22 protein-coding genes and 1 tRNA gene are annotated in these 26,055 nt (G+C 71.8%); 6 read left to right on the top strand and 17 right to left on the bottom strand.

What is annotated here, in order from left to right:
- Positions 1 to 49: 49 nt before the first annotated feature.
- From ACNJ93_RS09960 to ACNJ93_RS09985, 6 genes are all read right to left on the bottom strand, one after another.
- Positions 50 to 122: transfer RNA gene (locus tag ACNJ93_RS09960), tRNA-Ala, on the bottom strand.
- Positions 123 to 195: 73 nt separating this feature from the next.
- Entirely contained in the window at positions 196 to 846 is a 651-nt protein-coding gene (locus tag ACNJ93_RS09965; RefSeq protein WP_418961359.1) for a histidine phosphatase family protein, read from the bottom strand.
- Positions 843 to 1,280, bottom strand: coding sequence for a ribosome silencing factor (gene rsfS / locus ACNJ93_RS09970; protein ID WP_418957011.1), 438 nt, complete (start codon positions 1,278 to 1,280; stop codon positions 843 to 845). The genes ACNJ93_RS09965 and rsfS overlap by 4 nt, the downstream gene beginning before the upstream one ends.
- Positions 1,281 to 1,421: 141 nt before the next feature.
- Entirely contained in the window at positions 1,422 to 3,104 is a 1,683-nt protein-coding gene (locus ACNJ93_RS09975) for an LCP family protein (protein ID WP_418957012.1), read from the bottom strand.
- 19 nt (positions 3,105 to 3,123) lie between these two features.
- Entirely contained in the window at positions 3,124 to 3,741 is a 618-nt protein-coding gene (nadD, locus tag ACNJ93_RS09980) for a nicotinate-nucleotide adenylyltransferase (protein ID WP_418957013.1), read from the bottom strand.
- Between the two features lie 53 nt (positions 3,742 to 3,794).
- Positions 3,795 to 3,956 carry a hypothetical protein gene (locus ACNJ93_RS09985; RefSeq protein ID WP_418957014.1) on the bottom strand — a complete coding sequence of 54 codons (162 nt, stop codon included), beginning with the start codon at positions 3,954 to 3,956 and terminating at the stop codon, positions 3,795 to 3,797.
- A gap of 244 nt (positions 3,957 to 4,200) precedes the next feature.
- On the opposite strand from ACNJ93_RS09985, the gene ACNJ93_RS09990 reads away from it, so the two are divergent.
- On the top strand, positions 4,201 to 5,319 hold the full coding sequence (locus ACNJ93_RS09990; protein ID WP_418957015.1) for a M48 family metallopeptidase: 1,119 nt from the start codon (positions 4,201 to 4,203) through the stop codon (positions 5,317 to 5,319).
- Between the two features lie 98 nt (positions 5,320 to 5,417).
- Here the strand turns inward: ACNJ93_RS09990 and ACNJ93_RS09995 are convergent, their stop codons facing one another.
- The 5 genes from ACNJ93_RS09995 to proB form a co-directional block, all read right to left on the bottom strand.
- Entirely contained in the window at positions 5,418 to 6,500 is a 1,083-nt protein-coding gene (locus tag ACNJ93_RS09995; protein WP_418957016.1) for a hypothetical protein, read from the bottom strand.
- 86 nt (positions 6,501 to 6,586) lie between these two features.
- Positions 6,587 to 7,156 carry a hypothetical protein gene (locus ACNJ93_RS10000; protein ID WP_418957017.1) on the bottom strand — a complete coding sequence of 190 codons (570 nt, stop codon included), beginning with the start codon at positions 7,154 to 7,156 and terminating at the stop codon, positions 6,587 to 6,589.
- Between the two features lie 76 nt (positions 7,157 to 7,232).
- Complete coding sequence (locus ACNJ93_RS10005; protein ID WP_418957018.1) at positions 7,233 to 8,516, bottom strand: glutamate-5-semialdehyde dehydrogenase; 1,284 nt, start codon at positions 8,514 to 8,516, stop codon at positions 7,233 to 7,235.
- A 123-nt stretch (positions 8,517 to 8,639) separates the two neighbouring features.
- Complete coding sequence (locus tag ACNJ93_RS10010) at positions 8,640 to 9,122, bottom strand: hypothetical protein (RefSeq protein WP_418957019.1); 483 nt, start codon at positions 9,120 to 9,122, stop codon at positions 8,640 to 8,642.
- Between the two features lie 162 nt (positions 9,123 to 9,284).
- Positions 9,285 to 10,412 carry a glutamate 5-kinase gene (proB, locus tag ACNJ93_RS10015; protein WP_418957020.1) on the bottom strand — a complete coding sequence of 376 codons (1,128 nt, stop codon included), beginning with the start codon at positions 10,410 to 10,412 and terminating at the stop codon, positions 9,285 to 9,287.
- A 234-nt stretch (positions 10,413 to 10,646) separates the two neighbouring features.
- On the opposite strand from proB, the gene ACNJ93_RS10020 reads away from it, so the two are divergent.
- Positions 10,647 to 12,620 carry a hypothetical protein gene (locus ACNJ93_RS10020; protein WP_418957021.1) on the top strand — a complete coding sequence of 658 codons (1,974 nt, stop codon included), beginning with the start codon at positions 10,647 to 10,649 and terminating at the stop codon, positions 12,618 to 12,620.
- Positions 12,621 to 12,809: 189 nt separating this feature from the next.
- Here the strand turns inward: ACNJ93_RS10020 and ACNJ93_RS10025 are convergent, their stop codons facing one another.
- The 6 genes from ACNJ93_RS10025 to rplU all read right to left on the bottom strand — a co-directional run bounded on the left by ACNJ93_RS10025 (position 12,810) and on the right by rplU (position 20,295).
- The gene (locus tag ACNJ93_RS10025; protein ID WP_418957022.1) at positions 12,810 to 13,973 is read right to left on the bottom strand and encodes a glycosyltransferase family 2 protein; all 1,164 of its coding nucleotides are present in this window, start codon (positions 13,971 to 13,973) and stop codon (positions 12,810 to 12,812) included.
- Positions 13,974 to 14,128: 155 nt separating this feature from the next.
- Positions 14,129 to 16,237 (bottom strand): hypothetical protein, encoded by a 2,109-nt coding sequence (locus tag ACNJ93_RS10030; protein WP_418957023.1) that lies wholly within the window; start codon positions 16,235 to 16,237, stop codon positions 14,129 to 14,131.
- A 151-nt stretch (positions 16,238 to 16,388) separates the two neighbouring features.
- Complete coding sequence (locus ACNJ93_RS10035; RefSeq protein ID WP_418957024.1) at positions 16,389 to 17,888, bottom strand: SDR family NAD(P)-dependent oxidoreductase; 1,500 nt, start codon at positions 17,886 to 17,888, stop codon at positions 16,389 to 16,391.
- Between the two features lie 262 nt (positions 17,889 to 18,150).
- Complete coding sequence (gene obgE / locus ACNJ93_RS10040; protein WP_418957025.1) at positions 18,151 to 19,590, bottom strand: GTPase ObgE; 1,440 nt, start codon at positions 19,588 to 19,590, stop codon at positions 18,151 to 18,153.
- A gap of 115 nt (positions 19,591 to 19,705) precedes the next feature.
- Complete coding sequence (gene rpmA / locus ACNJ93_RS10045) at positions 19,706 to 19,960, bottom strand: 50S ribosomal protein L27 (protein WP_010476314.1); 255 nt, start codon at positions 19,958 to 19,960, stop codon at positions 19,706 to 19,708.
- A gap of 14 nt (positions 19,961 to 19,974) precedes the next feature.
- Positions 19,975 to 20,295, bottom strand: a complete 321-nt coding sequence (rplU, locus tag ACNJ93_RS10050) for a 50S ribosomal protein L21 (protein WP_010476312.1) — start codon at positions 20,293 to 20,295, stop codon at positions 19,975 to 19,977.
- Between the two features lie 376 nt (positions 20,296 to 20,671).
- Here rplU and ACNJ93_RS10055 point away from each other — a divergent pair, with 376 nt between their 5' ends.
- The 4 genes from ACNJ93_RS10055 to ACNJ93_RS10070 all read left to right on the top strand — a co-directional run bounded on the left by ACNJ93_RS10055 (position 20,672) and on the right by ACNJ93_RS10070 (position 26,046).
- A complete protein-coding gene (locus tag ACNJ93_RS10055; protein WP_418957026.1) occupies positions 20,672 to 22,312 on the top strand; it encodes a glycosyltransferase in 1,641 nt (546 codons plus the stop codon).
- Positions 22,309 to 22,905 (top strand): acyltransferase, encoded by a 597-nt coding sequence (locus tag ACNJ93_RS10060; RefSeq protein WP_418957027.1) that lies wholly within the window; start codon positions 22,309 to 22,311, stop codon positions 22,903 to 22,905. The genes ACNJ93_RS10055 and ACNJ93_RS10060 overlap by 4 nt, the downstream gene beginning before the upstream one ends.
- Before the next feature lie 217 nt (positions 22,906 to 23,122).
- The gene (locus ACNJ93_RS10065) at positions 23,123 to 24,286 is read left to right on the top strand and encodes an acyltransferase family protein (RefSeq protein ID WP_418957028.1); all 1,164 of its coding nucleotides are present in this window, start codon (positions 23,123 to 23,125) and stop codon (positions 24,284 to 24,286) included.
- A 164-nt stretch (positions 24,287 to 24,450) separates the two neighbouring features.
- Positions 24,451 to 26,046 (top strand): N,N-dimethylformamidase beta subunit family domain-containing protein, encoded by a 1,596-nt coding sequence (locus tag ACNJ93_RS10070; RefSeq protein ID WP_418957029.1) that lies wholly within the window; start codon positions 24,451 to 24,453, stop codon positions 26,044 to 26,046.
- The last annotated feature ends 9 nt before the right edge of the window (positions 26,047 to 26,055 follow it).

Consider the following 26,055-nt stretch of genomic DNA (forward strand, 5'->3'; position numbering starts at 1 on the left):
CGGAAACGCGAGATCCCGCCCCCTGGTGGGGACGGGATCTTCGAGGCTGTGGAGCTAAGGAGAATTGAACTCCTGACCTCCTGCATGCCATGCAGGCGCTCTACCAACTGAGCTATAGCCCCTCGTGTTCTTCGCGCTCCGCGCTGCGAACAAGAAGAACTTTAGCCTGCGACCCGCCAGAAAGTGAAATCCGGGTCAGTCGTCGTCGCCGAGCACCGGCTCGGGCAGGGTGCCGGCGTTGTGCTCCAGGAGCCGCCAGCCCCGGGCGCCCTCGCCGAGGACGGACCAGCAGCAGTTGGAGAGCCCGCCCAGGGACTCCCAGTGCTGGGGCTCCAGGCCGAGGAACCGTCCGATGGTCGTACGGATCGTGCCGCCGTGGCTGACCACGACGAGCGTGCCGTCGTCCGGCAGCTTCTCGACGTGCTCGCGCACCACCGGGGCGGCCCGGTCGGCGACCTCGGTCTCCAGCTCCCCGCCGCCGCGGCGCACGGGCTCGCCGCGCTTCCAGGCGGCGTACTGCTCGCCGTACCGGGCGGTGATCTCGTCGTGCGTCAGGCCCTGCCACTCCCCCGCGTACGTCTCGCGGAGCGCGGAGTCGTGGGCGACCGTGTGCCCGGTGAGAGCCGCCAGCTCGGCGGCCGTGGCGGCCGCCCGCTTCAGATCGGAGGAGACGATGGCGTCCGGCTTCAGGGCCGCGAGCAGCCGGGCGGACCGGCGGGCCTGGGCCACGCCGGTCTCGGTCAGCTCGATGTCCGTGGTGCCCTGGAAGCGGCGCTCCAGGTTCCAGGAGGTCTGGCCGTGCCGCCAGAGGACGATCCGGCGGCCGCCTCTCTTGGCGGTGCTCAGCTCAGCTCACCGTCCGTCTCGTCGGCGCCGGTGAGCGCGGCGTGCTCGGCCATCTTGCCGCGGGTCTGCACGGCGTCCTTCGGCAGCGGCAGCTCGGGGCAGTCCTTCCACAGCCGCTCGAGGGCGTAGAAGACCCGCTCCTCGCTGTGCTGGACGTGGACGACGATGTCGACGTAGTCCAGGAGGATCCAGCGGGCGTCGCGGTCGCCCTCGCGGCGGACCGGCTTGGCGCCCAGGTCCTTGAGAAGGCGCTCCTCGATCTCGTCGACGATCGACTTGACCTGGCGGTCGTTGGGCGCGGAGGCGAGCAGGAAGGCGTCGGTGATCGACAGCACATCGCTGACGTCGTACGCGATGATGTCGTGCGCGAGGCGGTCGGCCGCCGCCTGGGCGGCGGCGTTGACGAGCTCGATGGAGCGGTCCGTGGCGGTCACAAGCAGGCTTTCGTCGGCGGTCGGGAACACTTCCAGGGTCTCACGGACGGCGGACCGCGCGGCAAGCGAATACACGGCGGTGCGGCCGGGCCGGTCCCCGAAGGGCCGGCCCGCCGCACCGCAGGGGCCCCGGCGGCCGGCTCAGGAGCCGTTCTCGACCTTGTAGTCCCTGCCCAAAACGACCATGACGTCCGCGTTGCCGGCGGGCGTGCCCTTCTCGACCGCACCGGCCGGCAGACCCAGGGTCTTGGCGACCTCGGCGGCGGCGATCTTCTGCAGGTCGTCCCGGTAGACGACCTGCGACTTCGCCTCCCGGTCGGCCTTGGCCCCGCCGACGAACGCGTAGCCGCCGTTGATCAGCACGATCCGGGCCGCCTCGGTGGCGTCGGCGTTCCCGGTGCCGTTGCGGATCGCGACGCGGACCGCGGCGCCCTGCTCCGGAGGGCTGACCTTGCCGCCCAGGACCTCCTTGACGACTCCGCCGCTCGCGGACTCCTTCAGGGTGCCGTCCTGGCCGACCGGCAGCAGTGCCGTCGTGTAGTCGCCGCCCTTGGCGCGCTCGGCGAGCTTGGCGAGAGAGGCCCCGAGGTCCTTCTCCGGGAGGGAGGGGTCGAGGATCTGGGCGAGCGTCTGGACGGTCGTCGTGGCGCTCTTCGCGTCGGACGAGATCTTGCGCAGCACGCCCTGCATGACCTGGCCGAACCGCTGGAGCTGCTTGGCCTCGGCCTCGCCGGGGCCCCGGTAGGTGGCGTAGGCGACGGCCGCGCGGCCGTTCAGCGTCTGGTTCTCGCCGCGCTGCACCAGCGGCGGCTCACCCTTCTTCTCGCCGGGCACCTGGGCGTCGGTGGTGAGGTCGACGTTGCCGACCAGTTCGACCAGGTTCTCCAGGTAGGGAGTGTCCAGCCGCCAGGTGCCGGTGATCTTGGTGCCGAGCAGGTTGCCGAGGGCCTCGCGGGTGCCGGTGGAGCCGTCGTCCTCGACGGACTTGCCGAGGGTGGTCGCCGCGCCCTCGTCGTCCGCTACGGAGAGCTCGTTCGGCAGGAGGACGGTGGTGCCCTGCTTGGTCGTGACGTTGTCGACGAGCAGGGCGGTGGAGGTGCCGCCCTTCTTGGTGTCGTGCAGGTGGACGACGATCACGTCCCGCCGCTGCGGGCCGGTGGCGGTGTCGCTGCTGGGGCCGACGGTGTCCCCGAGGCCGGGGAGCTTGCCGGCCGACCACAGGTAACCGACGCCGCCGATGGCGACGAGGGCGAGGACGACGACCAGGGCGACGAGGCGGCGCTTGCCGCGGCGGCGGGCCTCCTCGCGGCGCTCCGAACGGCTCTCGGTGAACTTGAGCCAGTCGATGACGTCCTCGGAGTCCTCGTCCGGCTCGTCGATGAACGAGAACTGCTCGGTGCGGTACTCGCGGTCCTCGCCGCCCGGTCCGGCCGGGGCGGCGCGGCGCTGACCGGGGACGCCGGCGGGTGCGGCGACGGGAGCCGCCGGCGGCTGCGGGGCCTGGTGGGTCTGGTGCGGCTGCTGGGGCTCGTGCGGCTGGTACGCCTGGCCGTAGGCGTCGTACGGCTGCTGAGGGGCCTGCGACGGGGCGGCCTGGCCGCCGTAGGGGTCGTACGGCGCCTGGGCGGGCGGCTGCTGCTGGGCGTAGGGGTCGTAGCCGTACCCCTGCGTCTGCGTCTGCGGGGGCTGCTGGGCGTACGGGTCGTAGTCGTACCCCTGGCCCTGCTGCGGCTGCTGGTACACCGGCTGCCCGTACGCGTCGTAGCCGATGATCTGCGGCTGCTGCGGATAGTACGGGTCGTACGGATTGTGCTGATCGTTCACCGGTGCCCCTCTCCGAGGCTCACTCGCCGCGGTACAACTGGCGCTTGTCGATGTAGCGCACCACACCGTCCGGCACCAAATACCAGACCGGGTCGCCCTGTGCGACCCTCGCCCGGCAGTCGGTGGAGGAGATGGCGAGGGCCGGCACCTCGACGAGCGAGACGCCGCCCTTCGGCAGACCGTCGTCGGTCAGGTCGTGGCCGGGCCGCGTGACGCCGATGAAGTGGGCGAGCGAGAACAGCTCCTCCGCGTCCCGCCAGGTGAGGATCTGGGAGAGCGCGTCGGCGCCGGTGATGAAGAACAGGTCCGCGTCCGTGTTGAGCGTGCGCAGATCCCGCAGCGTGTCGATGGTGTACGTCGGACCGCCGCGGTCGATGTCGATGCGGCTGACCGAGAACTGCGGGTTCGACGCCGTCGCGATGACCGTCATCAGATAGCGGTCCTCGGCGGGCGACACCGCCTTGTGGCTCTTCTGCCACGGCTGCCCGGTCGGCACGAACACCACCTCGTCGAGGTGGAACAGGGCGGCCACCTCGCTGGCGGCCACCAGGTGTCCGTGGTGGATCGGGTCGAACGTCCCGCCCATCACGCCGAGGCGGCGCTTGCCGCGGCCAGTAGGCACTTCCTGCTCTCCCATGCGTGCAGAGCCTACTGGCACGTCGGCGCGCTCCCTCGGGGCGGTCCGCCGGATCAGCGGTCGCGGTTGAAGCGGGTGGTGACCCACAGCAGCAGGAGGAGCGCGAGCAGGGCGCCGCCGCCGGTGACGTACGGGTTCAGGCTGTCGTGGTTGCCGCCGTGTTCGGCGCCCTCCGCGAGGCTGACCAGGTTGAGTGCGGTGCTGTGCAGGCTCATCTTCGACAGGACCAATCGATCGGGGATGGGAGCGAGACTTCGCGCACATCGTATGCGGGCGGTCCGGGCACGCTCACGCCGACTCAGTCGTTGTCGTAGTCGTCGTCACCTCGGCGGCACCCTCGCTCCCCGGTTTTCCACAACGCCGGGGTTGTCCACAGGCTCCGGCGGAGTTTCCGGTCAGGACCTACGCTGGGGGCAGTCAGGGGGACGAGCGAGAACTCGTACGGAAACAGGGGGATCCATGACCGACGGCACCGACAACGCCCGGGGCAACGTTCCGAGCAGGCAGCGCAAGCGCTTCCCGGACATCTCCTCGCGCGCGTACGAACACCCCGCGGACCGCTCGGCCCTGGTCGCGCTCCGCAAGCTCAGCGGCTTCGACACGGTCTTCAAGACCCTCAGCGGACTGCTGCCGGAGCGCAGCCTGCGGCTGCTGTTCCTCTCGGACTCCGTGCGCGTGGGCGACGCCCAGTTCGCACACCTCAACGACATGCTGCGGGACGCCTGTTACATCCTGGACCTGAAGAAGGTCCCGCCGATGTACGTCACGCAGGACCCCAAGCCGAACGCGATGTGCATCGGTCTCGACGAGCCGATCATCGTGGTGACGACCGGGCTGGTGGAGCTCCTCGACGAGGAGGAGATGCGGGCCGTCGTGGGCCACGAGGTGGGCCACGCGCTCTCCGGCCACGCCGTGTACCGCACGATCCTGCTGTTCCTCACCAACCTCGCGGTGAAGGTCGCCTGGATCCCCCTGGGGAACGTGGCGATCATGGCGATCGTCACGGCGCTGCGCGAGTGGTTCCGCAAGTCGGAGCTCTCCGCCGACCGGGCCGGGCTGCTCGTCGGCCAGGACCTCCAGGCCTCGATGCGGGGTCTGATGAAGATCGCCGGCGGCAACCACCTGCACGAGATGAACGTGGACGCGTTCCTGGCGCAGGCCGAGGAGTACGAGGCCGGCGGCGATCTGCGGGACTCCGTGCTGAAGATCCTGAACCTGCTGCCGCGGACGCACCCCTTCACCACCGTGCGGGCGGCGGAGCTGAAGAAGTGGTCGGAGACCCGCGACTACCAGCGGATCCTGGACGGGCACTACCCGAAGCGCTCGGAGGACAGGGACACCTCCGTGACCGACTCCTTCCGCGAGTCGGCGAACCACTACGCCGAGTCGGTGAAGGCCAGCAAGGATCCGCTGATGAAGCTCGTCGGCGACATAGCCGGCGGCGCGGGCGACCTCGCGGGCGATCTGAGCGGCAAGCTCTTCAACCGCTTCGGCGGCAAGAGCGGCCCCGCGGACGGCAGGAGCGAGGGCGGTGAGAGCACCGGCCCCGGCGAGAGCACGAGTCGCGGCGAGGGCTGAGGCCGGGACGCCGCCGCGAGACCTGCGGGAATCCGGGAGGACGGGCCGAAGGCGCAAGGACGCCGGTCCTTGAGCCGGGGCAGGGACTTCGGAGGGTCCTAGAGCCGGGGCAGGGACTTCGGGGCGAGGGTGCCGCAGAGCGGCGCGACGGTGCGGTCGCCGGTGGCGTACGGGTCGGTGACGGCGGGTGCGTCCGTGGCGGGTGTCCGCTCGCCCGCGAGCAGGGGCCGCAGGGCGCCCCCGGCATCGGGGGCGCAGGACTGGGGGCCGGCGGCGACGCGGCTGGTCAGCAGCTCGGCCCGGTGCATCCGCAGGTCCTCGCGGTCGAAGCGGAACTGCAGCTGGCGGTGGACGGTGAACAGCGAGGCCGCGCGGGCCGGGCCGGAGCCCGAGGCGACGGGCCGCAGGGCGTACGTGAACGTGTGGTCCGCGGTCACCTGGAGCAGGTCGGCGTCGATCTCCGCGAAGCGGAGGGTGCCCTGGACGCGGGTGGCGGGCTCGATCACCGTGGCGCGGGCCGGGTCGATGCGGACCAGCCAGCCGGCGAGGGCGTGCCGGCCGTCGGCCCGCGGGGCGTCCATGCTCCGGTCGAACTGGGCCTGCTGGTCCGGGTCGATCAGGAGGCGCACCGGGCGGGTGGTGGTCCCGGACAGCACCTCGGGCTCCAGGGAGGAGGCGACGAGGTAGTCCTTGGCGACGGACAGGGCCGTGACGACCTGGCTCTCCGAGAAGTGCTCGGTGCGGCCCGTGTCGGGGAGGTTGATGCCGGCGGCCCCGGTGCGGTACTCGGCGGCCGGGCTGTGGGCGATCAGCTCGGCCGGTTCGCCGCCGGGCACGGGGCCCTGCGGGGCGAGGGGGGTGACGGTGCTCCAGAGCGGTTCGGCGCGGTGGAGGGCCGGCGGCTGGTAGGGGTTGCGGACGCCGAGGTAGATGGCGGTGCCGAAGGCGAGGAGGATCAGCAGCACGAGGACGAGGGGCTGCCGGGAACGGCGGCCGGGTTCCCAGCCGGGAAGGGAGCGGACGGCCTGGGCGTGCTCCCCCATCCGTTCCTGCGCGGAATACTCCTGGAGGCGGGCAGCGCGGACGAACGACTCGTCGAAGACGACGGATCGGTATTCGTCCTCTCCACCGCCGGAGAGCCCTTCGGGGGTCCCCTCAGGCGGGTCGCCACGGCCTGCCATACCTTCAGAGTAGGTCGGCACGGACATCCGTAAACGCCCAGGTACACGACAAGTTCGGAAGAATCCCGACCTCGGCCCCGAGGTGATCAGGGGACGGCGGGACGGGAGGCCGTGGGGGCGACGACGGGGGCCACGGCCGAGGTGGCGCCGGGGGACGGAAGGTCGATCCCGGAGGTCGTCGGGGCCGGTGCGGGGGCCTGGCGGCCGGCGGTCGCGCCGCGGTAGACGGCGGTGAAGGCGAGGGCGACCATGCCGACGCCCATCACCACGGCCAGCACCCAGGCGACCGGGCGGTGCCAGCGGGCGGTGCCGCGGTAGGGGCGCAGGGCGCCGCCGTGGGGACCGTACGGGCCGGCCTCGTCGTAGTCGTCGGGGTCGTAGCCGTCGGCGCCGTACGCGGGGCCGTGGCCGTCCCCGTAGGGCTCGTCCTCGGCGGCACGACGGCGGGCGCGGGCCCGGGCGGCATCGGCCTCGGCACGGGCCTGGGCGGCGGCGAGCAGCCGTTCGACGGCGCTGGGCTCGTGGAAGGCGGCGGCCCGGACGAAGTCCTCGTCGAAGACCACGGCGGCGAAGTCCTCGGCTGCGCCTCCGCGGTCGACAGAGTCCTCGGGGTCCCCGCCGTCCTGGAACGGCTTGCCCCCCACGTCGTCCGGCACGGGTTCAGAGTAGACCTGGGAGGGGGTTTTGGGCAGGGAGAGTGCGAACCATCCCTGCCCGTTCGAGAAGAGCCGACTACCGAACGTGACCGTCGCCGGTGACGATGTACTTCGTGGAGGTCAGCTCCGGAAGGCCCATCGGGCCCCGGGCGTGCAGCTTCTGCGTGGAGATGCCGATCTCGGCGCCGAAGCCGAACTGGCCACCGTCGGTGAACCGCGTGGAGGCGTTCACAGCGACCGTGGTCGAGTCGACCAGCTGGGTGAAGCGCCGGGCGGCGGCCTGGGAGGTGGTGACGATCGCCTCGGTGTGGCCGGAGGACCACAGCCGGATGTGCTCCACGGCCTTGTCGAGGGAGTCGACGACGGCGGCGGCGATGTCGTACGAGAGGTACTCGGTCTCCCAGTCGTCCGCCGTGGCGGGGACGACGGTGGCCTTGCTGCCCTCGGCGTGGGCGAGGACCCGCTCGTCGGCGTGGACGGTGACGCCGGCCTCGGCGAGGGCGTCCAGGGCACGCGGCAGGAAGGCGTCGGCGATGTCCCGGTGGACGAGCAGCGTCTCGGCGGCGTTGCAGACGCTGACCCGGTGCGCCTTGGAGTTGACCAGGATCTCGACGGCCATGTCGAGGTCGGCGTCGGCGTCCACGTAGACGTGGCAGTTGCCGGTGCCGGTCTCGATGACGGGGACGGTGGACTCCTCGACGACCGTCTTGATCAGCGAGGCGCCGCCGCGCGGGATGAGGACGTCGACGAGGCCGCGGGCGCGCATCAGCTCGTGGACCGACTCGCGGGACTCGCCGGGGACGAGCTGGATCGCGTCGGCGGGCAGGCCGGAGCCGCCGACGGCGTCGCGCAGCACCTCCACCAGGGCGGTGTTCGACTCGTACGCGGAGGAGGAACCACGGAGCAGGACGGCGTTGCCGGACTTCAGGCAGAGCGCGGCGGCGTCGACGGTCACGTTGGGCCGGGCCTCGTAGATGATGCCGACGACGCCCAGCGGGACGCGGACCTGGCGCAGGTCGATGCCGTTGGGGAGGGTGGAGCCGCGGACCACCTCGCCGACCGGGTCGGGCAGGGCGGCGACGTGCCGGACGTCGGCGGCGATGGCGCGGACCCGCTCGGGGGTGAGGGTGAGCCGGTCGACGACGGACTCGCTGGTGCCGGCGGCGCGGGCCTTCTCGATGTCCCGGCCGTTCGCGGTGACGATCTCGTTCGTCCGCACCTCGAGGGCGTCCGCGATCGCCAGCAGGGCGTCGTCCTTCGCCGCGCGCGGAAGTGGCGCGATTTCGGCGGCGGCCGCGCGGGCGCGGTAGGCGGCCCGGGCGACGGGGGACAGATTGTCGAGGGGCGTGAGCGAGGTCATGTCCGCAGGGTACTGGCACCACTGCGGACATCCCTCGCACATCCCGCACTGCGAGACGTGCCCGTGGACACCTGGACACACCGGCGCCCCGCCGGCCGGTCACCGGTCGACGGCGCCCGCCCGTCAGTAGGGGTGCACCCCCACCGGCGCGGCAGGCGGTGGCCCGTACCCCTCGGCGATCCGCAGGTGGTACGTCTCGCGGTCGATGACCTCCAGGCCGACGATCTCCCACGGCGGCAGCTTCGCGGTCTGCCGGTGCTCGCCCCACAGCCGCAGCGCGACCGCGGCCGCGTCGTGCAGGTCGCGGGCCTCCTCCCAGTACCGGATCTCGGCGTGGTCGTTGGCGTAGCGGCTGGTCAGCAGGAAGGGGTGGTCGTGGGCCAGCTGTTCGAGCCCGCGCCTGACCTCCTTCAGCGGGGCCTCCGCCCCCGAGACCGTGAGCGTGATGTGCCAGAGCTTGGACACCACCTGCTCCTCGGCGCGTGCCTCGGCCGTGGCCGTGCTGCCGTCGTCCTTCGCCGCACCGAAGTCGGCTCCGGCCTCGACGCTCGTCAGGGCGCGTTCGGACGTCCCGCGGGGCGCAGCCCCTGGGCGCGCTCGTCTCACCGGCGGCCTCCTGTTGTGATGCGTGTGCTGCTGTGCTGTACCCCGCCTTGTCTTGCCCCCGAAACAAAGTTGACCAGTCCCGGGCCGCACATGGGGCGGTTTTGGTGAACCTCTCCAACGGATGACCGGAGTTTCAGCCTTTTCGGCTCCGATCCGGTCCGATCAGCTGCGGACGACCACCAGATCGTCCCGGTGCACGACCTCGCGCTCGTAGGCCGGGCCGAGCTCCTTGGCGAGTTCGCGCGTGGAACGGCCGATGAGCTGCGGGATCTCCTTGGCGTCGAAGTTGACGAGTCCGCGGGCCACGGCCCGCCCCTCGGCGTCGCGCAGTTCGACGGGGTCGCCGGCGACGAACTCGCCCTCGACGCCCGCGATGCCCGCCGGCAGCAGCGACTTGCGGCCCTCGACCACCGCCCGCACCGCGCCGTCGTCCAGGGTGAGCGCGCCCTGCGGCGTGGAGGCGTGGGCGAGCCACAGCAGCCGGTCGGCGGAGCGGCGGCCGGTGCGGCGGAAGTACGTGCCGGTGTCGCGGCCGGCGAGGGCGTCGGCGGCGCGGCTGGCGGAGGTGAGCACCACGGGGATGCCGGCGGCGGCGGCGATCCGGGCGGCCTCGACCTTGGTGACCATGCCGCCGGTGCCGACGCCGGCCTTGCCGGCCGAGCCGATCTCCACGTGGGCGATGTCCTCGGGTCCGGTGACCTCGGCGATCCGGGAGGTGCCGGGCTTCGACGGGTCGCCGTCGTACAGCCCGTCGACGTCGGACAGCAGGACGAGGAGGTCGGCGCGGACGAGGTGGGCGACGAGGGCGGCGAGCCGGTCGTTGTCGCCGAACCGGATCTCGTCCGTGGCCACGGTGTCGTTCTCGTTGACGACCGGGAGCGCGCCCATCTCCAGGAGCTGGTCGAGCGTCCGGTAGGCGTTGCGGTAGTGGGCGCGGCGGCTGGTGTCGTCGGTGGTGAGCAGCACCTGGCCGACGCGGATGCCGTACCGGGCGAACGAGGCGGTGTAGCGGGCCACGAGCAGGCCCTGGCCGACGCTGGCGGCGGCCTGCTGCCGGGCAAGGTCCTTGGGACGGCGGGTCAGTCCGAGCGGGGCCAGGCCGGCGGCGATGGCACCGGAGGAGACCAGGACGATCTCCTTCTCACCGCCGCTGCGGACCTTGGAGAGGACGTCGACGAGGGCGTCGACGCGGTCCGCGTCGAGGCCGCCGGCCGCTGTGGTCAGCGAGGACGAGCCGACCTTGACGACGATCCTTCGGGCTTCCGTTACGTACTGCCTTGCCACTGTCACGAGTCCGAATCTATGTCAGGTGCGAGCCGGGTCGCTTCCGTATTCCAGTCGCTGGACAGGGGCTGGACAAAGGCCGGCAGGCCTGCTCGCGTAAACCCCGCGCACCGGAACGGCCGGTTCAGGTGAACTTGGCACCGGTCGGGGACGAAGCGGCGGGAGCGGCTCGTTCTCCCCCTGACCGGCTCCCCTGACCGGGCCCGTGCTCCGCCGGTCCTGCCCGACTGGAGTCCTGACGTGCGCCCTCTCTCCCGCTTCCGCCGGTTCGGCCCGCTCGCTGCGCTCGGCGTCGCCTTCGCCGGACAGGTCGCGGGGGCGGTCCGCCCCGACGCGGGGCTGCTCGCCGCCTCGACCGCCGCGGGGCTGGGTCTGGAGCTGCTGCTGCACCGGCGGCACCGCCGGCTCAGCCGGGTGCTGTCCAAGGCTCGTGCCGATGTGATGGTGCGGCAGCTGGTCCGGGACCTGCTGCTGGTGGCGGGGCTGATGAACCTGGAGCCGCACGGCCCCGGCCGACACTATCTGCCGCTCTGCTACGGCCTGTTGGCCTGCTACGCCCTGTACGTCGCCTGCCAGGGCGCGGTGGGCAAGGTGCGCCGTAGCCGTACGCTGCCGGTCCTCACACGCAACATCGACGCCTCCGCGCTGCGGCTGCGTCCCGCTCCGCCCGCGCTGGCCGCCCGGCGGCCCGGTGTCCGGCTGCTCGGCTCCGGACTGCCGGCCACCTCCGGCCTGATGGCGGCGGCGCTGACCGGCGACGGCCGCTGGGCGGTCGCCGGGGTGGCGCTCTCGGTGCTGCTGGCCGGTGCGGGGCTCGCGGTGCTGCTGGCCTGGCTGCTGCCGGGACGGCGGCCGGCCGGGGAGGCGGAGGTGCTGGCCTGGTTCGACGCCTGGCTGGCGGAGTACCGGCCCACGGTGGGCATGTACTTCTCGGGCGGGACCAGTTCCGCGTACCAGGCGAACATGTGGTTGGAGCCGCTGGCGGCGCTGGGCGGCCGGCCGGTGATCGTGCTGCGCGAACGGTTCATGATGCAGAAGCTCGGCCCGACGGACCTCCCGGTGGTCTGCGTGCCGAAGGTCGCGCACCTGATGCGCCTGGAGCGGTCGACGCTCCGTGTGCTGATCCACCCGGCGAACTCCGGGAAGACCTCGCAGGTGCTGCGGATCCCGTCCATCAAGCACGCCTTCGTCAACCACGGCGAGAGCGACAAGCTCTCCAGCTGCAATCCCTACGCCAAGGCGTACGACGAGGTGTGGGTGGCCGGTCCGGCGGCCCGCGAGCGGTACGCGCGGGCCGAGGTGGGCGTGGACAACCGGGACGTGGTGGAGATCGGGCGGCCGCAGCTCGCCCCGATCCTGCCGTACGCAGGCCCGCCCGCAGCGAGACCCGTGACCGTGCTGTACGCGCCCACGTGGGAGGGCTGGACGGACGACCCCGGGAACACCTCCGTGGTTCTCGCGGGCGAGAACCTGGTGCGGGCGCTGCTCGCCGATCCCGGGGTGCGGCTGCTCTACAGACCGCATCCCCTGACCGGCTCGGTCGACCCGCGGGCGGCGGCCGCGGACGCCCGGATCCGGCGGCTGGTGGGGGACGCGTCGGGCGTGCCGGCGCGGACGCGGGGCGGCAAGCCCGAGAAGGTGCGGCGCGTGTTCCCGGCGCGGGCCGACGACGCGGAGAGGATGCTGCTGCAGGGGGTGCCGGAGTCCGGCCGGGCGGCGGCGGTGGCCGCGCGGGAGGCGGCCCGGGAGGCCGCGTACTGGGCGGCGCTCGGCCCGGCCGAGCATCGGGTGGTGACCGGGGCGAGACCGTCGCTGTACTCCTGCTTCAACCAGGCGGACCTGCTGATCGGCGACGTGTCGTCGGTGGTCTCGGACTTCCTGGCGAGCGGCAAGCCGTACGCGGTGGCCAACACCGGCGGGCTGTCGGAGGAGGAGTTCCGGGCGGCGTTCCCCACGGTGCGCGCGGCGACGGTCCTGACGCCGGACGCCCGGGGAGTGCCGGAGCTGCTCGACGCGGTGCGGGATCCGTCGAAGGACCGGCTGGCGGCGGTGCGGGCGGAGCTGAAGGAGCAGTTGCTCGGACCGGCCGATCCGCCGTCGCCGGTGCGCTTCGCGGCCGCCGTCGAGGCGCTGGCCGCCCGCGCGGCGGAGCGCGGCGCGCGGGTGCCACGGCCCCGTACGGAGCCGGACCCGAGAGCGGTGCGGGACGCGTAGGCGTGGCGCCCGTATGTACGGGGACATGCCCCGTGCCCTCGCCCCCGCCGTAGGTACGGGACCTGGCCCCGCACCCTCGCCCCCGTACGTACGGGGGACCTCACCGGGGGCCGAGCGCCCCCGCCCTCGCCGCGGCGCCGTGCGCCCGAGTCCTCGCCGCGCCGTACGCCGCCGCCCCGCCCCCGCCCGCTAGCCCTTCCGCCTCCGCAGGAGCGCGCCCGCTCGCCTTCGTGCCGCGCGCCACAGGCGCTGGGACGGGGTGGGGCCGGCGATCTCGTAGACCCAGTCCGGGATGCCCGCGCTCCGGTCGCCGAAGTACGGCAGGGCCAGGTAGCGCCGGCCCCTGCGGCTGACCGTCTCCGGCTTCCGCTTCGTGCGCTCGTACTCGACGACGGCCTTCAGTTCCTCGGCCTTGCCGAGCGCGACGCAGGCCAGGCGGAGCCGCTCCTGCGGCTTGAGGCGGCCGGCGACGCCCTTCGTCCAGTACGCGCGCATCAGCGGGGCGGCCAGTTCCAGCTTGTGCGCCAGGGTCGCGTCGTCCTGGCGCAGCAGGACGTGGCCGAACTGCGGCAGCAGCGTCGTCACGAACGGGCGGATCATCAGCAGATCCCGCTTCTCGCCCGGCCGTTCGTGCGCGGCGATCAGTTCCATCAGCCGCCGCGCGGACAGGAACCGTATGTCGTAGTCGCCGGACTTGGTGAGGTGCTTGCCGTCGTCGCGGCCCACCAGGTAGTAGCAGGTGTAGTCGGCGACGACGGAGACGCCGTTGCCGCGCAGGTACGCCTCCATGGTGAACAGGGCGTCCTCGCCGGTCCGCATCGACGTGTCGAAGCGGATGCCGTACCGCATGAGCAGGTCGCGGCGGAACAGTTTCTGCGCGCTGAGCGTGAACTTCACGTTGGACGTGTAGACGTCGGCGCGTTCGACGGTGGCGCCCCACATCGACTTGGCCGCGTTGCGGTTGACGCCCTCGATCCGGCCGAGGATCACGTCCGTGCCCGCCCGGTCGCCCATGGCGACCAGCCGTTCCAGGGCCTCCTCGCCGAAGTGGTCGTCGGCGTCGAGGAAGAACACGTAGCGGCCCCGGGCCTGTGCGAGGCCGGTGTTGCGAGGGCCGCCGGGGCCACCGGAGTTGGGCTGGTGGATCACACGGGTGGGGACCTTGCTGCGGGCCGCGAAGGCGTCGAGGTACTCCCCCGTGCCGTCCGTGGAGCCGTCGTCGACGGCGACGATCTCGACACGGTCCGCGCCGATCGTCTGGTTCTCGACGGATTCGAGACACTTCACGAGGTACGGCATCGCCTCGTACGCCCCGATGATCACGGTCACGTCGGGGCTGGGATGTTCGGTCATCGGCACCTGCTGCTGCGGTTCTCGGGGCGGTGGGGCGCCAACGGGGGCGGAGCACGCAGTCTGACATGTACGTACTGAGACGCACAAAGCCCGCACACACTGTCGGACAGTGTGTGCGGGCCGTGTCACGTGCGCGGACGCCGTGTGCGCCGCGGTCAGGTGGTCGCCGGGGTGCGCTCCTCGGGTTCCACGGCGTCGTCGGCCTCCCGGTCGATCTCCGGGGCGGTCGGCTGTTCGGCAAGCCGCTGGGCGAAGCCGGTGTTGCGGGCCTCGGCCTTGGCGGCGAGGTTCCGCAGGGCCTCGTTGAAGCGGTCGATGGACGCCGGGGAGTCAGGGCCGAGCAGGTAGCGCCGCAGGTCACGGCGGGCGTCGGCGAGCGTGTCGGCGGCCGGGTCGGCGACCGCGTCCAGCAGTCCGCCGATCTCGGCGGCCGAGTTCGTCAGGATGACGGCGGCGCGGACGGCGGTGTTCTGGCGCTTGAACTCGTCCGCCCCGACCCCGGCCGAGTCGGTCACCGCGTACGGCTTGCCGCTGGCGATGAAGTCGGAGACCACACTGGAAATGTCCGAAACCATTCCATCGGCCTCGTTGAAGCAGTCGTACAGGTGCGGCTTGGAACCGGTCACGACCTTGTGCTCCCACCAGCCGAAGGAGCGCCAGTACGCCTCGTTCCACGCGGCCCGCAGCCGCCGGGTCTCGGCCAGCCGCTCGGGGTCGGCGAGCGAGACCCGCGACTCCTCCGCCTCGTCGCCGCCCTTGCGGAACGGGTTCTCCAGCTCGGCGAGCCGGGCTTCGAGCCGGGCCAGCTCGGCCTTGGCGGCCGTCTGGTCGGCGTGGGCGGCGGCGGCCTCCTCGGCCCAGCGGGGCTCGGCGGCGCGCGCGGCGGCGGCCTCGGCGATCATCTTCTGGATGCGCTCGTCGACGGCCTTGGCCTTCTTGTTCACCAGGCCGGTGAAGGGGTGCGGCTTGTAGACGACCCGCACCGGGTTCTTCGCGGTGAGCAGCGCGCGGACGATGTTCTCGCCGGCCAGCAGCAGGGAGGTGTTGCCGGGGTTGGCGTCCCAGCCCTCCCAGGTGGGGGCGTAGAGGATCGTCGGGATGGGGTTCTTCGGGGCGCCGGTCCAGCTCTTGATCGGCGCGAGCTGCGGGCGGCCGACCTCGACGATGTCCTCGTCGCGGACGCCGACGTCGGCGAGCGCGTACCGGTCGCGGCCGGCCCGGCCGGCCGTCCAGACCTCGTCGTACACCTTGGAGAACGGGTTGACGCTGGCGAGCTTGTCGCTGTCGCCGTGGCCGATGAACACGTGCTTCATGGTGGGCACGCGCAGCATGTGGATGTTCTTGCCGACGTTCGCCGGGTACAGGCAGACCCGCGCGGACGACAGGTCGAGGTTCATCATGTGGGTGCCGCCGGGCACGCAGATGATCGGCACGTCGGTGGCACCCAGCTTGGGGACGAGGCTGCGCTCGCGCATGACGATCAGCGGGCGGCCGTCGACGTGCTCCAGGGTGTCCAGCCACATGTTGACCTGGTACGCGGAGGCGTCGGCGCCGGAGAAGTACAGGACGACGGTGGGCTGGTACTCGCGCAGCCAGTTGCCGACGCCCTTCATCACGGCGGCCGCGGAGGGCACGAGCCGGCTGCGGCGCAGGTACGGGACGAGCAGCAGCACGTACAGCAGGCCGAGGCCGAGGGTGACGCCGATGCCGATGTAGCCGGCGAGGGTGCGGCCGGTGGCGGCGGCCCAGAGCAGACCGGCGACGGCCGGGATGTCCAGGTGCAGCATCTTCTCGCCGGAGCGGTGGAGCAGCGCCTTCGGCGGGGCGTCCGCGATGCGCAGGGCGTGCAGGTCGACGTTGCGGGTGACGACCGGCATGGTGCGGCGCAGCCGGATCAGCGTGGCGAGCGCGCCCTGCGGGGCCTGGAGGGCGTAGAACAGGAGGAAGCAGGCGACCGCCGCGTAGAAGACCGGCTGCTCGGCGAGTCCTTCGCGGGCCAGCAGCAGGACGAGCAGCAGCTGGCGCACCAGGAAGCGGATCGGCAGTCCGGCCCGGACCTTGGCCAGCCGGTCGACGAGATAACTGCCCTTGTGGTGCAGATACCGGTCGGAGGCGTAGGTCACGGCGCTCGCGCCGGCGAACAGCCAGATGTTGGGCATCAGGGCACCGGCGAGCACGGCCGGATACCCCAGCGCCATGAGCAGAGCGGCGGCCAGTTCTGACCTGCTGCCCACGCGCGCCAGGCGAATGGCGGTCGAAATCACGAAGAACCTGCTCCAGAGGGGGGGTGCAGCTTATTCACATGAAACATGGGGAGAACGTGGGGGGATCCGATGAACCGGACGTTCATGAACTCGGGCCTCTGCAGTGGCGCTTTGGCGACTGAAGAGGCCCGAAAAACACATCTGGCGAGTATTACACATCTTCCTGGCGGTCAAGCACGGCGGCCAGCGCCTGCTCGAACCCCGAGGCCTCGGTGGCCTCGCGGGTGGGATCCTGCTGCCGGACGTCGATCACATGCCCGGTCAGTTCGGACAGCAGGACGTCCAGCGAGGTGCGGGCGACGGCCTCGGAGGAGAGCAGGGTGCCCGCCGGTTCCTGGCCGAACGCCTTGGTGCGCATGGGCGTCGCGGTGCGCTCCGGGTTGACGCAATTGACCCGGATCCCCTCGGCGGCCCATTCGTCGGAGAGGGCCTGGGTGAGGTTCACCATCGCGGCCTTGGTCGACGAGTAAAGGCTGTACTCGGCGCGGCCGCGGGTGTAGCTGGAGGAGGTGTAGAGCAGCAGCTGGCCCTTGGTCTCCGCCAGATACTTGTACGCGGCACGGGCAATCTGGACCGGTGCCAGGTAATTGACGTGCAGCGCTTCCTGAATGGTCGCGTTGTCGGTTTCCGCGAGCTTTCCGATGCGGAGCACTCCGGCGGTGTTGATCACGTAGTCGATGCGGCCGCTCTCGGCGTACGCGGTGGCCAGCGCCTTCTCGACGTGCTCGGGGTTCTCGACGTGGGTGCCGGTGGTGGAGCGGCCCAGGGCGTAGACCTTGGCGCCGTACCGCTCGGCGAGCGCGGCGATGTCCGCGCCGATGCCGTACGAGCCGCCGAAGACGACGAGGGTGCGGCCCTCCAGGAGCTCGCGGTAGCGGCCCTCGTCGGCGGGGCGCGGGGCGGCGGTGGAGGCCAGCTGGAACAGCTTGTCGGCGATGAAGACGTCGACGGGCTGGGTGACCTTCATGTTGTACTCGTCGCCCGCGACGACGTGGATCGGCACGTCGGGCAGGTACTTGAGCACGACGCTGCAGTCGTCGGTGGCCTGGAAGTTGGGGTCGCCGGCGGCGATCTCGTACGCGCGGCGGATGGTGGAGAGCTTGAACGCCTGCGGAGTCTGACCGCGGCGCAGCCGGGAGCGGTCGGGGACGTCGGTGATGAACTCGCCGTCCTCGCCGTGGGTGCGGGTGACGATGATCGTGTCCGCGGAGGGGATGGCCACGTCGACGGCCTGGTAGCGGTCGAGGGCGTCGACGCAGTCCTTGATCACGCGCTGTGACAGAAGCGGACGGACCGCGTCATGGAAGAGGAGGTTGAGGTCCTCGCCGTCCGCGAGGCCCTCGCCGAGGGCGGCGATGGCGCGCTCGGTGGTCTCGTTGCGGGTGGCGCCGCCCTCGATGATGCGGGTGACCTTGGTCAGGCCGGCCTTGGCGACGATCTTCTCGATGTCGGGGACGAAGCCGGGGGCCATCAGCACGATCACGTCGTCGACGCAGTCGGCCTGTTCGAAGATCGTCAGGGTGTGCTCGATGACCGCCTTGCCCGCGATCTTCAGCAGCTGCTTCGGGATGGCGAGCCCGACGCGCTGGCCGGTGCCGCCGGCCAGGACGACAGCCGTGGTGCGGAGCTTGGCTTCATGCGGCACAGACACGAAAACGACCTACCTTGCGACGACGGGGGACCGTGTGATGGTCGCACTCTCCGTGACCGTCTCGCAAGGCGGACGGCGACGGTCCCACATCGTCAGGTCATGCTCTGTTCACCGCGTCGCCAGGGCAGTTGCGGGGTGCGCCGGGAGCGGCGGCCGTGACGGAAGACACAGGAAGAGACCGGCCGCCGCGCGGGGCGACCGGCCCCCTTCCCGTACGTCTCGGACTGCTCGCTCCGGGACCCCGCGGTCCCGGCCGGGCGTCCTAGAACGGGTCGAACTCGTCGTACTCGCGCTCCGCCTCGTCCCGCTCGGCCTGGCGGTCCTTGCGGCGCTGGGCCGCGGGGCGCGGGGCTTCGAGGCGGTGGTCCTCGCCGCGGCGGCCGAGCATCTCGGCGCCGGCCATCATCGTGGGCTCCCAGTCGAAGACGACCGCGTTCTCCTCGGGGCCGATGGCGACGCCGTCGCCGGCGCGGGCGCCGGCCTTCATCAGCTCCTCCTCGACACCGAGGCGGTTGAGGCGGTCGGCGAGGTAGCCGACGGCCTCGTCGTTGTTGAAGTCGGTCTGGCGGACCCAGCGCTCCGGCTTCTCGCCGCGCACGCGGTACAGGTCCTCGTGCTCGTCGTAGGTGACGGTGAAGCCGGCGTCGTCGACGGCCTTCGGGCGGATGACGATGCGGGTCGCCTCCTCCTTCGGCTTGGCCGCGCGGGCCTTGGCGACGATGTCGGCCAGCGCGAAGGACAGCTCCTTCAGGCCGGTGCGGGCGACCGCGGAGACCTCGAAGACGCGGTAGCCGCGCTCCTCCAGGTCGGGGCGGATCATGTCCGCGAGGTCCTTGCCGTCCGGGATGTCGATCTTGTTGAGGACGACGACGCGGGGGCGGTCGTCGAGGCCGCCGTACTGCTTGAGCTCCTCCTCGATGACGTCGAGGTCGGAGACGGGGTCGCGGTCGGACTCCAGCGTGGCGGTGTCCAGGACGTGCACGAGCACCGAGCAGCGCTCGACGTGGCGCAGGAACTCCAGGCCCAGGCCGCGGCCCTGGCTGGCGCCGGGGATGAGGCCGGGGACGTCGGCGATGGTGTAGACGGTCGAACCGGCGGTGACCACGCCGAGGTTGGGGACCAGCGTGGTGAACGGGTAGTCCGCGATCTTCGGCTTGGCGGCGGAGAGCACCGAGATCAGCGAGGACTTGCCGGCGCTGGGGTAGCCGACGAGCGCGACGTCGGCGACGGTCTTGAGCTCCAGGACGATGTCCTGCAGGTCGCCGGGCTCGCCGAGCAGCGCGAAGCCGGGGGCCTTGCGGCGGGCGGAGGCCAGCGCGGCGTTGCCGAGGCCGCCGCGGCCGCCCTGGGCGGCGACGTAGGTGGTGCCCTGGCCGACGAGGTCGGCGAGCACGTTGCCCCGCTTGTCGAGGACGACCGTGCCGTCCGGGACCGTCAGGACCAGGTCCTGGCCGTCCTTGCCGGAGCGGTTGCCGCCCTCGCCGGGCTTGCCGTTGGTGGCCTTGCGGTGCGGCGAGTGGTGGTACTCGAGCAGCGTGGTCACGGACTGGTCGACGGTCAGGATGACGTCGCCGCCGCGGCCGCCGTTGCCGCCGTCCGGGCCGCCGAGCGGCTTGAACTTCTCCCGGTGTACGGAGGCGCAGCCGTGGCCTCCGTTACCCGCGGCGACATGCAGCTCGACGCGGTCCACGAAGGTGGTCATGGTGGTTCCTCCAGATACGAACGGGAATGTCTACTGCTTAACACGCGAAAGGCGGACCTGCTTCCCGCACGGAAGAACCGTGCGGGAAGAGAGGTCCGCCTCCGCAGAGATCCGATCAGGCGACCGGAACGATGTTCACGACCTTGCGACCGCGGAAGGTGCCGAACTGCACCGAACCGGCCTGCAGGGCGAACAGGGTGTCGTCGCCACCGCGACCGACGCCCGCGCCCGGGTGGAAGTGGGTGCCGCGCTGGCGGACCAGGATCTCACCCGCGTTGACGACCTGACCGCCGAAGCGCTTCACGCCGAGCCGCTGGGCGTTGGAGTCGCGACCGTTCCGGGTGGACGATGCGCCCTTCTTGTGTGCCATTGCTCAGTCCCTCTTTACTTCGCGGCCGTCGGGATGGACGTGACCTTGATCGCCGTGTACTGCTGACGGTGACCCTGGCGACGGCGGTAGCCGGTCTTGTTCTTGTAGCGCAGGATGTCGATCTTGGCGCCCTTGTGGTGGTCCACGACCTCGGCCTGGACCTTGATGCCCGCCAGGACCCACGGGTCGCTGGTCACGGCGTCGCCGTCGACGACGAGCAGGGTCGAGAGCTCGACCGTGTCGCCCACCTTGGCAGTGGAAATCTTGTCAACCTCAACGATGTCGCCGACAGCAACCTTGTGCTGGCGACCACCGCTGCGCACGATGGCGTACACGCGGATCTCTCTCTCGCTCGTAGGGGACCCCTGAAGCCAGCCGTCCCGGCCGAATGCACGGGAGGCCTCCCCCATGCCGCGATGCGACCGGGAGGTGAGGTGCTCAGTGGCTGGCGTGTACGGAGACACGCCGACGGTCAAGGTTACGAGCCACACCCCTACGGGTCAAACCGGCCCCCCGCACGCCCCCCGCGGTGCCCTGCGCGACCCCGCGTGCACCTTGTGCGAGCAGTGCCGACGCCCTCGCGCTCGCTCACACTTCCGCACAGAGACGGACATCGGCGCCTCTCGTCTGACGGTAGTCTCGACGGGGGGTTCCGCTGAGATCCGAATGACCGTACGGTCCGTGTTCCTGCCTCGACCGTGGAGCTGCACCGTGCCTGCACCCGAAATACCCGATGAACGGCTGGCGAACATCGCGCAGTGGGCCATCGCCCGGATGGCGCGTGCCGACCGGGCGCCGGTCGCCGAGCGCATTCTCGGTGCGGCCGGGCAGCGGGTGCGCGATCCCCGGGTCAGGGCGGACATCCTCATCGACGGCGCCGAGGCGCGGCTCGCGCGCGGGCACGTGCCGCGGCACCTGACCAAGGCGTACGTGGCGCGGCTCGAGCGGGCCGACCAGGAGCACGAGGCGGGCCGCTGGGCGGCCGCCGGCAGCGAGACGACGCGGGCGCTGCTGCTCGCGTACCACCGGGTGCTGCACGTCGACGGGCTCACCTCGCCGCTCGCCGAGCACCCCGGCCGCTACACCGGCCCGCTGCGCAAGAGCCGGGCCGCCGCCGCGCTGCGCCGGCCGCGCGGGCGGACGGGCGCCGCGGCCGAGCCGCCGGTGGACCGGCCGCAGCGGCTGCTGTTCGTGCACCACGACAACGACAACTTCCTGCGCCCGGTCCTCGCCCGGTACGAGGCGCACCCGGACGTGGAGACGCGGGTCCTGGACACCGCCCACGACGAGGTCGTCGGGCCGCTGGCCAAGGGCGTCACCCGGATCGTGCAGCGGGCGCTGGGCGGGCAGGTCGCGTACGGCAAGGACCTGGAGGCGGCGCTCCGGCCGCACCTGGACTGGGCCGACACGGTCTTCATCGACTGGTGCGCCATGGGCGCGGCGCTGTTCACCCTGGTGGACCCGGCCAGCACCCGGATCGTCGTCCGGCTGCACAGCTACGAGGCGTTCAGCCTCTGGCCGCACGTCGTGGACTTCTCCCGGGTGGACGACCTGGTGTTCGTCAGCGAGCACCTGCGCGACCTGTGCCTCGCGGCGGTCCCGCGGCTCAAGGAGAAGAACGCGCCCCGGCTCCACGTGATCGACAACGCCGTCGAGCTGGCGCCCTTCGACCGCCCCAAGAAGCCGGACGCCCGGTTCACGCTGGGGCTCGTCGGCGTCGGCCAGGTGGCGAAGGACCCGCGCTGGGCGCTGGAGGTGCTGCGGCTGCTGCGGGAGAAGGACGAGCGCTACACGCTCCATCTGATCGGTTCCCCGCTGGACCCGGGCGTCGGCCCGGCGGCCGCCCGCTATCACAAGGCGTACGCCCGGGAGCTGCGCCGCCTGGAAGCGGCCGGCGCGGTGCGGCACATCGGGCAGACGCCGGACGTGCCGGGCGCGCTCCGCGAGATCGGCGTGATCCTGAGCTCCTCGGTGCGCGAGAGCTGGCACCTCGGCCTGGTCGAGGGCGCGGCGAGCGGCGCGGTGCCGGTCGTGCGCGACTGGCCGTTCTTCGCGGGCCGGCCGCGTGGGGCGAAGGCGCTCTTCCCGGAGTCCTGGGTGGTGCCGGACCCGGCCGCCGCCGCGGCGCGGATCCTGGAGCTGACGGCGACCGAGGACGGCTGGCGCGCCGCCGGCCGGCAGGCCGCGGAGCACGCGCGGGCGGCGTGGGACTGGCCGCGGGTCCGGGGCGACTTCGACCGGCTCCTGCTGCCCGCCCGCCGGGACGTATGCTCAGCTGGCGAAGCGCCCGCAGACGGCGAAGAGCCCGCAGCGGCACTGCCCGCAGAGGCACTGGGAAAGGCAGCAGAGTGAACTACAGGGTCCAGCCCACCGCGCAGGTCGACGAGTCCGCCGAGATCGGCGCGGGCAGCAGCGTCTGGGAGCTCGCGCAGATCCGTGAGAAGGCCCGGCTCGGCGAGGGCTGCGTGATCGGCCGCGGCGCGTACGTGGGCACGGGCGTGCGGATGGGCGACAACTGCAAGCTGCAGAACTACTCGTTGGTGTACGAGCCGGCCGAGCTCGGCAACGGTGTCTTCATCGGCCCCGCGGTGGTGCTCACCAACGACCACAACCCCCGTTCGGTTGACCCGGAGTTCAAGCAGAAGCGGGGCGGCGACTGGGAGGCCGTGGGCGTGAAGATCGGCGACGGCGCCTCCATCGGCGCGCGTTCGGTGTGCGTGGCCCCCCTGGAGATCGGCCGCTGGGCGATGATCGCGGCCGGCGCGGTCGTCACCAAGGACGTCCCGGACTTCGCGCTGGTCGTCGGCGTGCCGGCGCGACAGATCGGCTGGGTCGGCAAGTCCGGCGTCCGCCTGGTCGAGCGCGACGGCGAGCCGGGCGTCTGGGAGTGCCCGAGGACGGGCGAGCTGTACCGCGAGACGGACGGCACCCTGACGGAGGCCTGACGGCACACGGCGGAGGCCTGAAGGCGCCCGGCGGACGCCTCAGCCGCCGCATCCGCACCTGAAAGAGGGGACCGGTTCCGCCGGTCCCCTCTCGCGTGCGGCCGTGACGCCCGTCGCGTTCCGAACGCCCGTCCCCTCGCTCGTCCGCCTCACAGCGGGCGCATAGGATGTCGGGATTCCCCCCGCCCCCGGCGCCCCGACGATGCGAGGCCGACACATGTCCCAGACCGACGTCCAGGTCCCCCCGCGCAGGGAAGCGAGCGACGGGCCCCGGCCCGGCGAGCAGCCGGCCGCACCGAAGGCGGCGCCGGTCCGGCTCTACGCCCTGGACGCGCTGCGCGTCGTCGCCGCGCTGTCCGTGCTGCTGTTCCACTTCACCGGCGTGGACGCGGCGACCGCGGCGAACTGGGGCGTCAACCCGCGGGAGCTGTTCCCGTGGCTGTTCCCGGTCACCAAGTACGGCTCGTACGGCGTGCAGCTGTTCTTCATCATCAGCGGTTTCGTCATCTGCCTGTCGGCGTGGGGCCGGACGCCCGGCGACTTCGTGAAGGCGCGTTTCCTGCGGCTGTTCCCCGCGTACTGGTTCTCCCTCGTGGTGGCGCTGCTGGTGTGGCGCGGACTGCCGGACGGCGAGCGCGCGGTGCCCTCGTACAGCGACGCGCTGACCAACGTGACGATGCTGCAGGTGCCGCTGAAGGCGGCGCATCTGGTGGGCGCGTACTGGACGCTGTGGGTGGAGCTCACCTTCTACCTGCTGTTCCTGGTCGTCATCTGGAAGGGCCTCAGCTACAAGCGGGTCTCGGTGTTCTGCTGGCTGTGGCTGCTGGCGAGCGTGCTGGGGCAGCAGGACCAGGACATCCCGCTGGTGGGGATCTTCGCGCAGCCGCTGAACACCGCGCTGTTCGTCGGCGGTATCGCGATGTACCTGATGTACCGGTTCGGTCCGGATCTGAAGCTGTGGGGCCTGCTGTTCGCGAGCTGGCTGGTGATGCAGAGCGACCTCATCGAGCACGCGGACGGCCAGCTCGCCAAGGGCTACGACCGCTCCCCCTACGTGGCGCTCGCCCTCGTCACCCTCTTCTACGTGCTCGTCCTGGCCGTCGCCCTGCGGAAGCTGGAGTGGGTGTCGTGGAAGTGGCTGACCACGGCCGGGGCGCTCGTCTACCCGCTGTACCTGCTGCACGAGGAGCTCGGGTGGGCCGCGATCCGCGAGCTGTACGAGCGCGGGGTCGGGCCGTGGCCGACGCTGGCCGTGGTGACGGTGAGTCTGCTGGTGCTGGCGTGGCTCACGCACGTCTTCGTCGAGAAGCCCTCCGTGCGGTGGCTGAAGGCGCGGCTGGCGCGTGAGGCGGGCGAGCCGAAGGAGCTGGTCCGCTCCTGAACCGCGGGCGGTCCGCCGGCGGCCGTTATCAGAGTGGAATTCGGGCGTCCACCACGTGACGTCGAACACTCGGTAAGGATTCGCTGAAAAAGTCGACGCGCGGGTACAACCTCCGAAGATCGAAATCCATCTACCTCCTCGGAACGTCTGGGGAGGCAGAGGAAATGGGCAATCGATCACGCCGCGCCGTACTGGGCCTGCTGGGTCTGGCAGGGGCCGCCGGCGCCTCGGCGTACGCGCTGCGCGACACGGCGGCGACGTCCGTCACGCTCGGGAGCGGCACGCCCGCCCCCAGCACCTCGCCCAGCCCCACCGCGCCGGCCGAGCCCGTGCCCTCCGCCTCGATCCTCGCGGAGAACCGGCTGCCGGGCTCGAAGGACTGGATCCAGTACCGCGACAACGCCCTGTGCACCAACGACGCGCGCGGCCAGATCATGGGGTACGCGTCCACCACCTCGGCCGGCCACGGCGAGCGCGTGGACTTCCACCTCTCCGTGCGCGACAACCAGACCTACCGCATCGCGATCTACCGCATCGGCGACTACGGCGGCACCGGCGCCCGCCTGATGACCACCAGCGAGCCGCTGCGCGGCATACGCCGGGAGATACCCGAGGGCGACCCGAGGACCGGCGCCGTCGCGTGCGACTGGCCGGTCTCCTGGAGCCTGACCGTCCCCCAGGGCTGGCTCTCCGGCCTGTACCAGGCGGTGTTCACCGCCGCCGACGGCCATCGCAGCAGCACGCCCTTCGTGGTCCGCGAGCCGCAGCGCGCCTCCGCCCTGCTCGTCGTGATCCCGTTCGCCACCTACCAGGCGTACAACATGTGGCCCAAGGACAAGCGGACGGGCAAGAACCTCTACCGCGGCTATCTGCCGAACGGCAGGCTCGGCGGCACCGAACAGCGCGCCATGAAGGTCTCGTTCGACCGCCCCTACTCCGGCAGCGGCGTCCCCAGCTGGTTCAACATGGACACCGGCTTCGTGCGCTGGGCCGAGGCCGCCGGGTACGACGTCACCTACGCCAGCAGCCTCGACCTGCACGACGGGACGATCGACCCGGCCGCGTACCGCGCCGTCGTCTTCCCCGGCCACGACGAGTACTGGTCGCAGGCGATGTTCGACGCCTCCCTCAACGCCGTCCACCAGGGCCGCAAGCTCGCCTTCCTGGGCGCCAACAACGTGTACTTCCACGTCCGGATGGAACCCTCCCCCACGGGCGTGAAGGACCGGCTCATGGCCTGCTACAAGTCGAGCCACGACCCGGCCCCGGACGTCCACGGCCGCACCTCGCGCTTCCGGGAGGTGCTGCGCGACGGCAGCCGGGCCGAACAGCAGCTGCTCGGCATCCAGTTCAACGGCATCGTGCCCACCGAGAAGCCGTTCCCGCTGGTCGTGAAGAACGCCTCCCACTGGCTCTGGGAGGGCACCGGCGTCCGCGACGGCGAGCGGCTCCCCGGGCTCGTCGGCATCGAGGCGGACGCCTACGACCCGCGGGCGGTCGAGCCCGCAGGCGCCGTCCGCACCCTGCTCGCCGAGTCCCCCTACAAGGACTCGCGCCCCGGCGCGCGCAAGCGCTCCCTCCAGCACACCGCCCACACCGAGTTCCCCGGCGGCGGTTCGGTGTTCGTCGCCGGCACCTTCCACTGGCCGCTCGCCCTGGTCGACGGCGACTCGTGGGCCGAGGCGAAGATCAAGGACCGTGCCGCGCGGGCCAAGATCCGCCGGGCCACGGCCAACCTGGTGGACCGCATGCTCGGCTAGGGCGCGGAG

The sequence above is a fragment of the Streptomyces tritici genome (assembly GCF_048500665.1).
In the GTDB taxonomy this organism is placed as follows: domain Bacteria; phylum Actinomycetota; class Actinomycetes; order Streptomycetales; family Streptomycetaceae; genus Streptomyces; species Streptomyces tritici.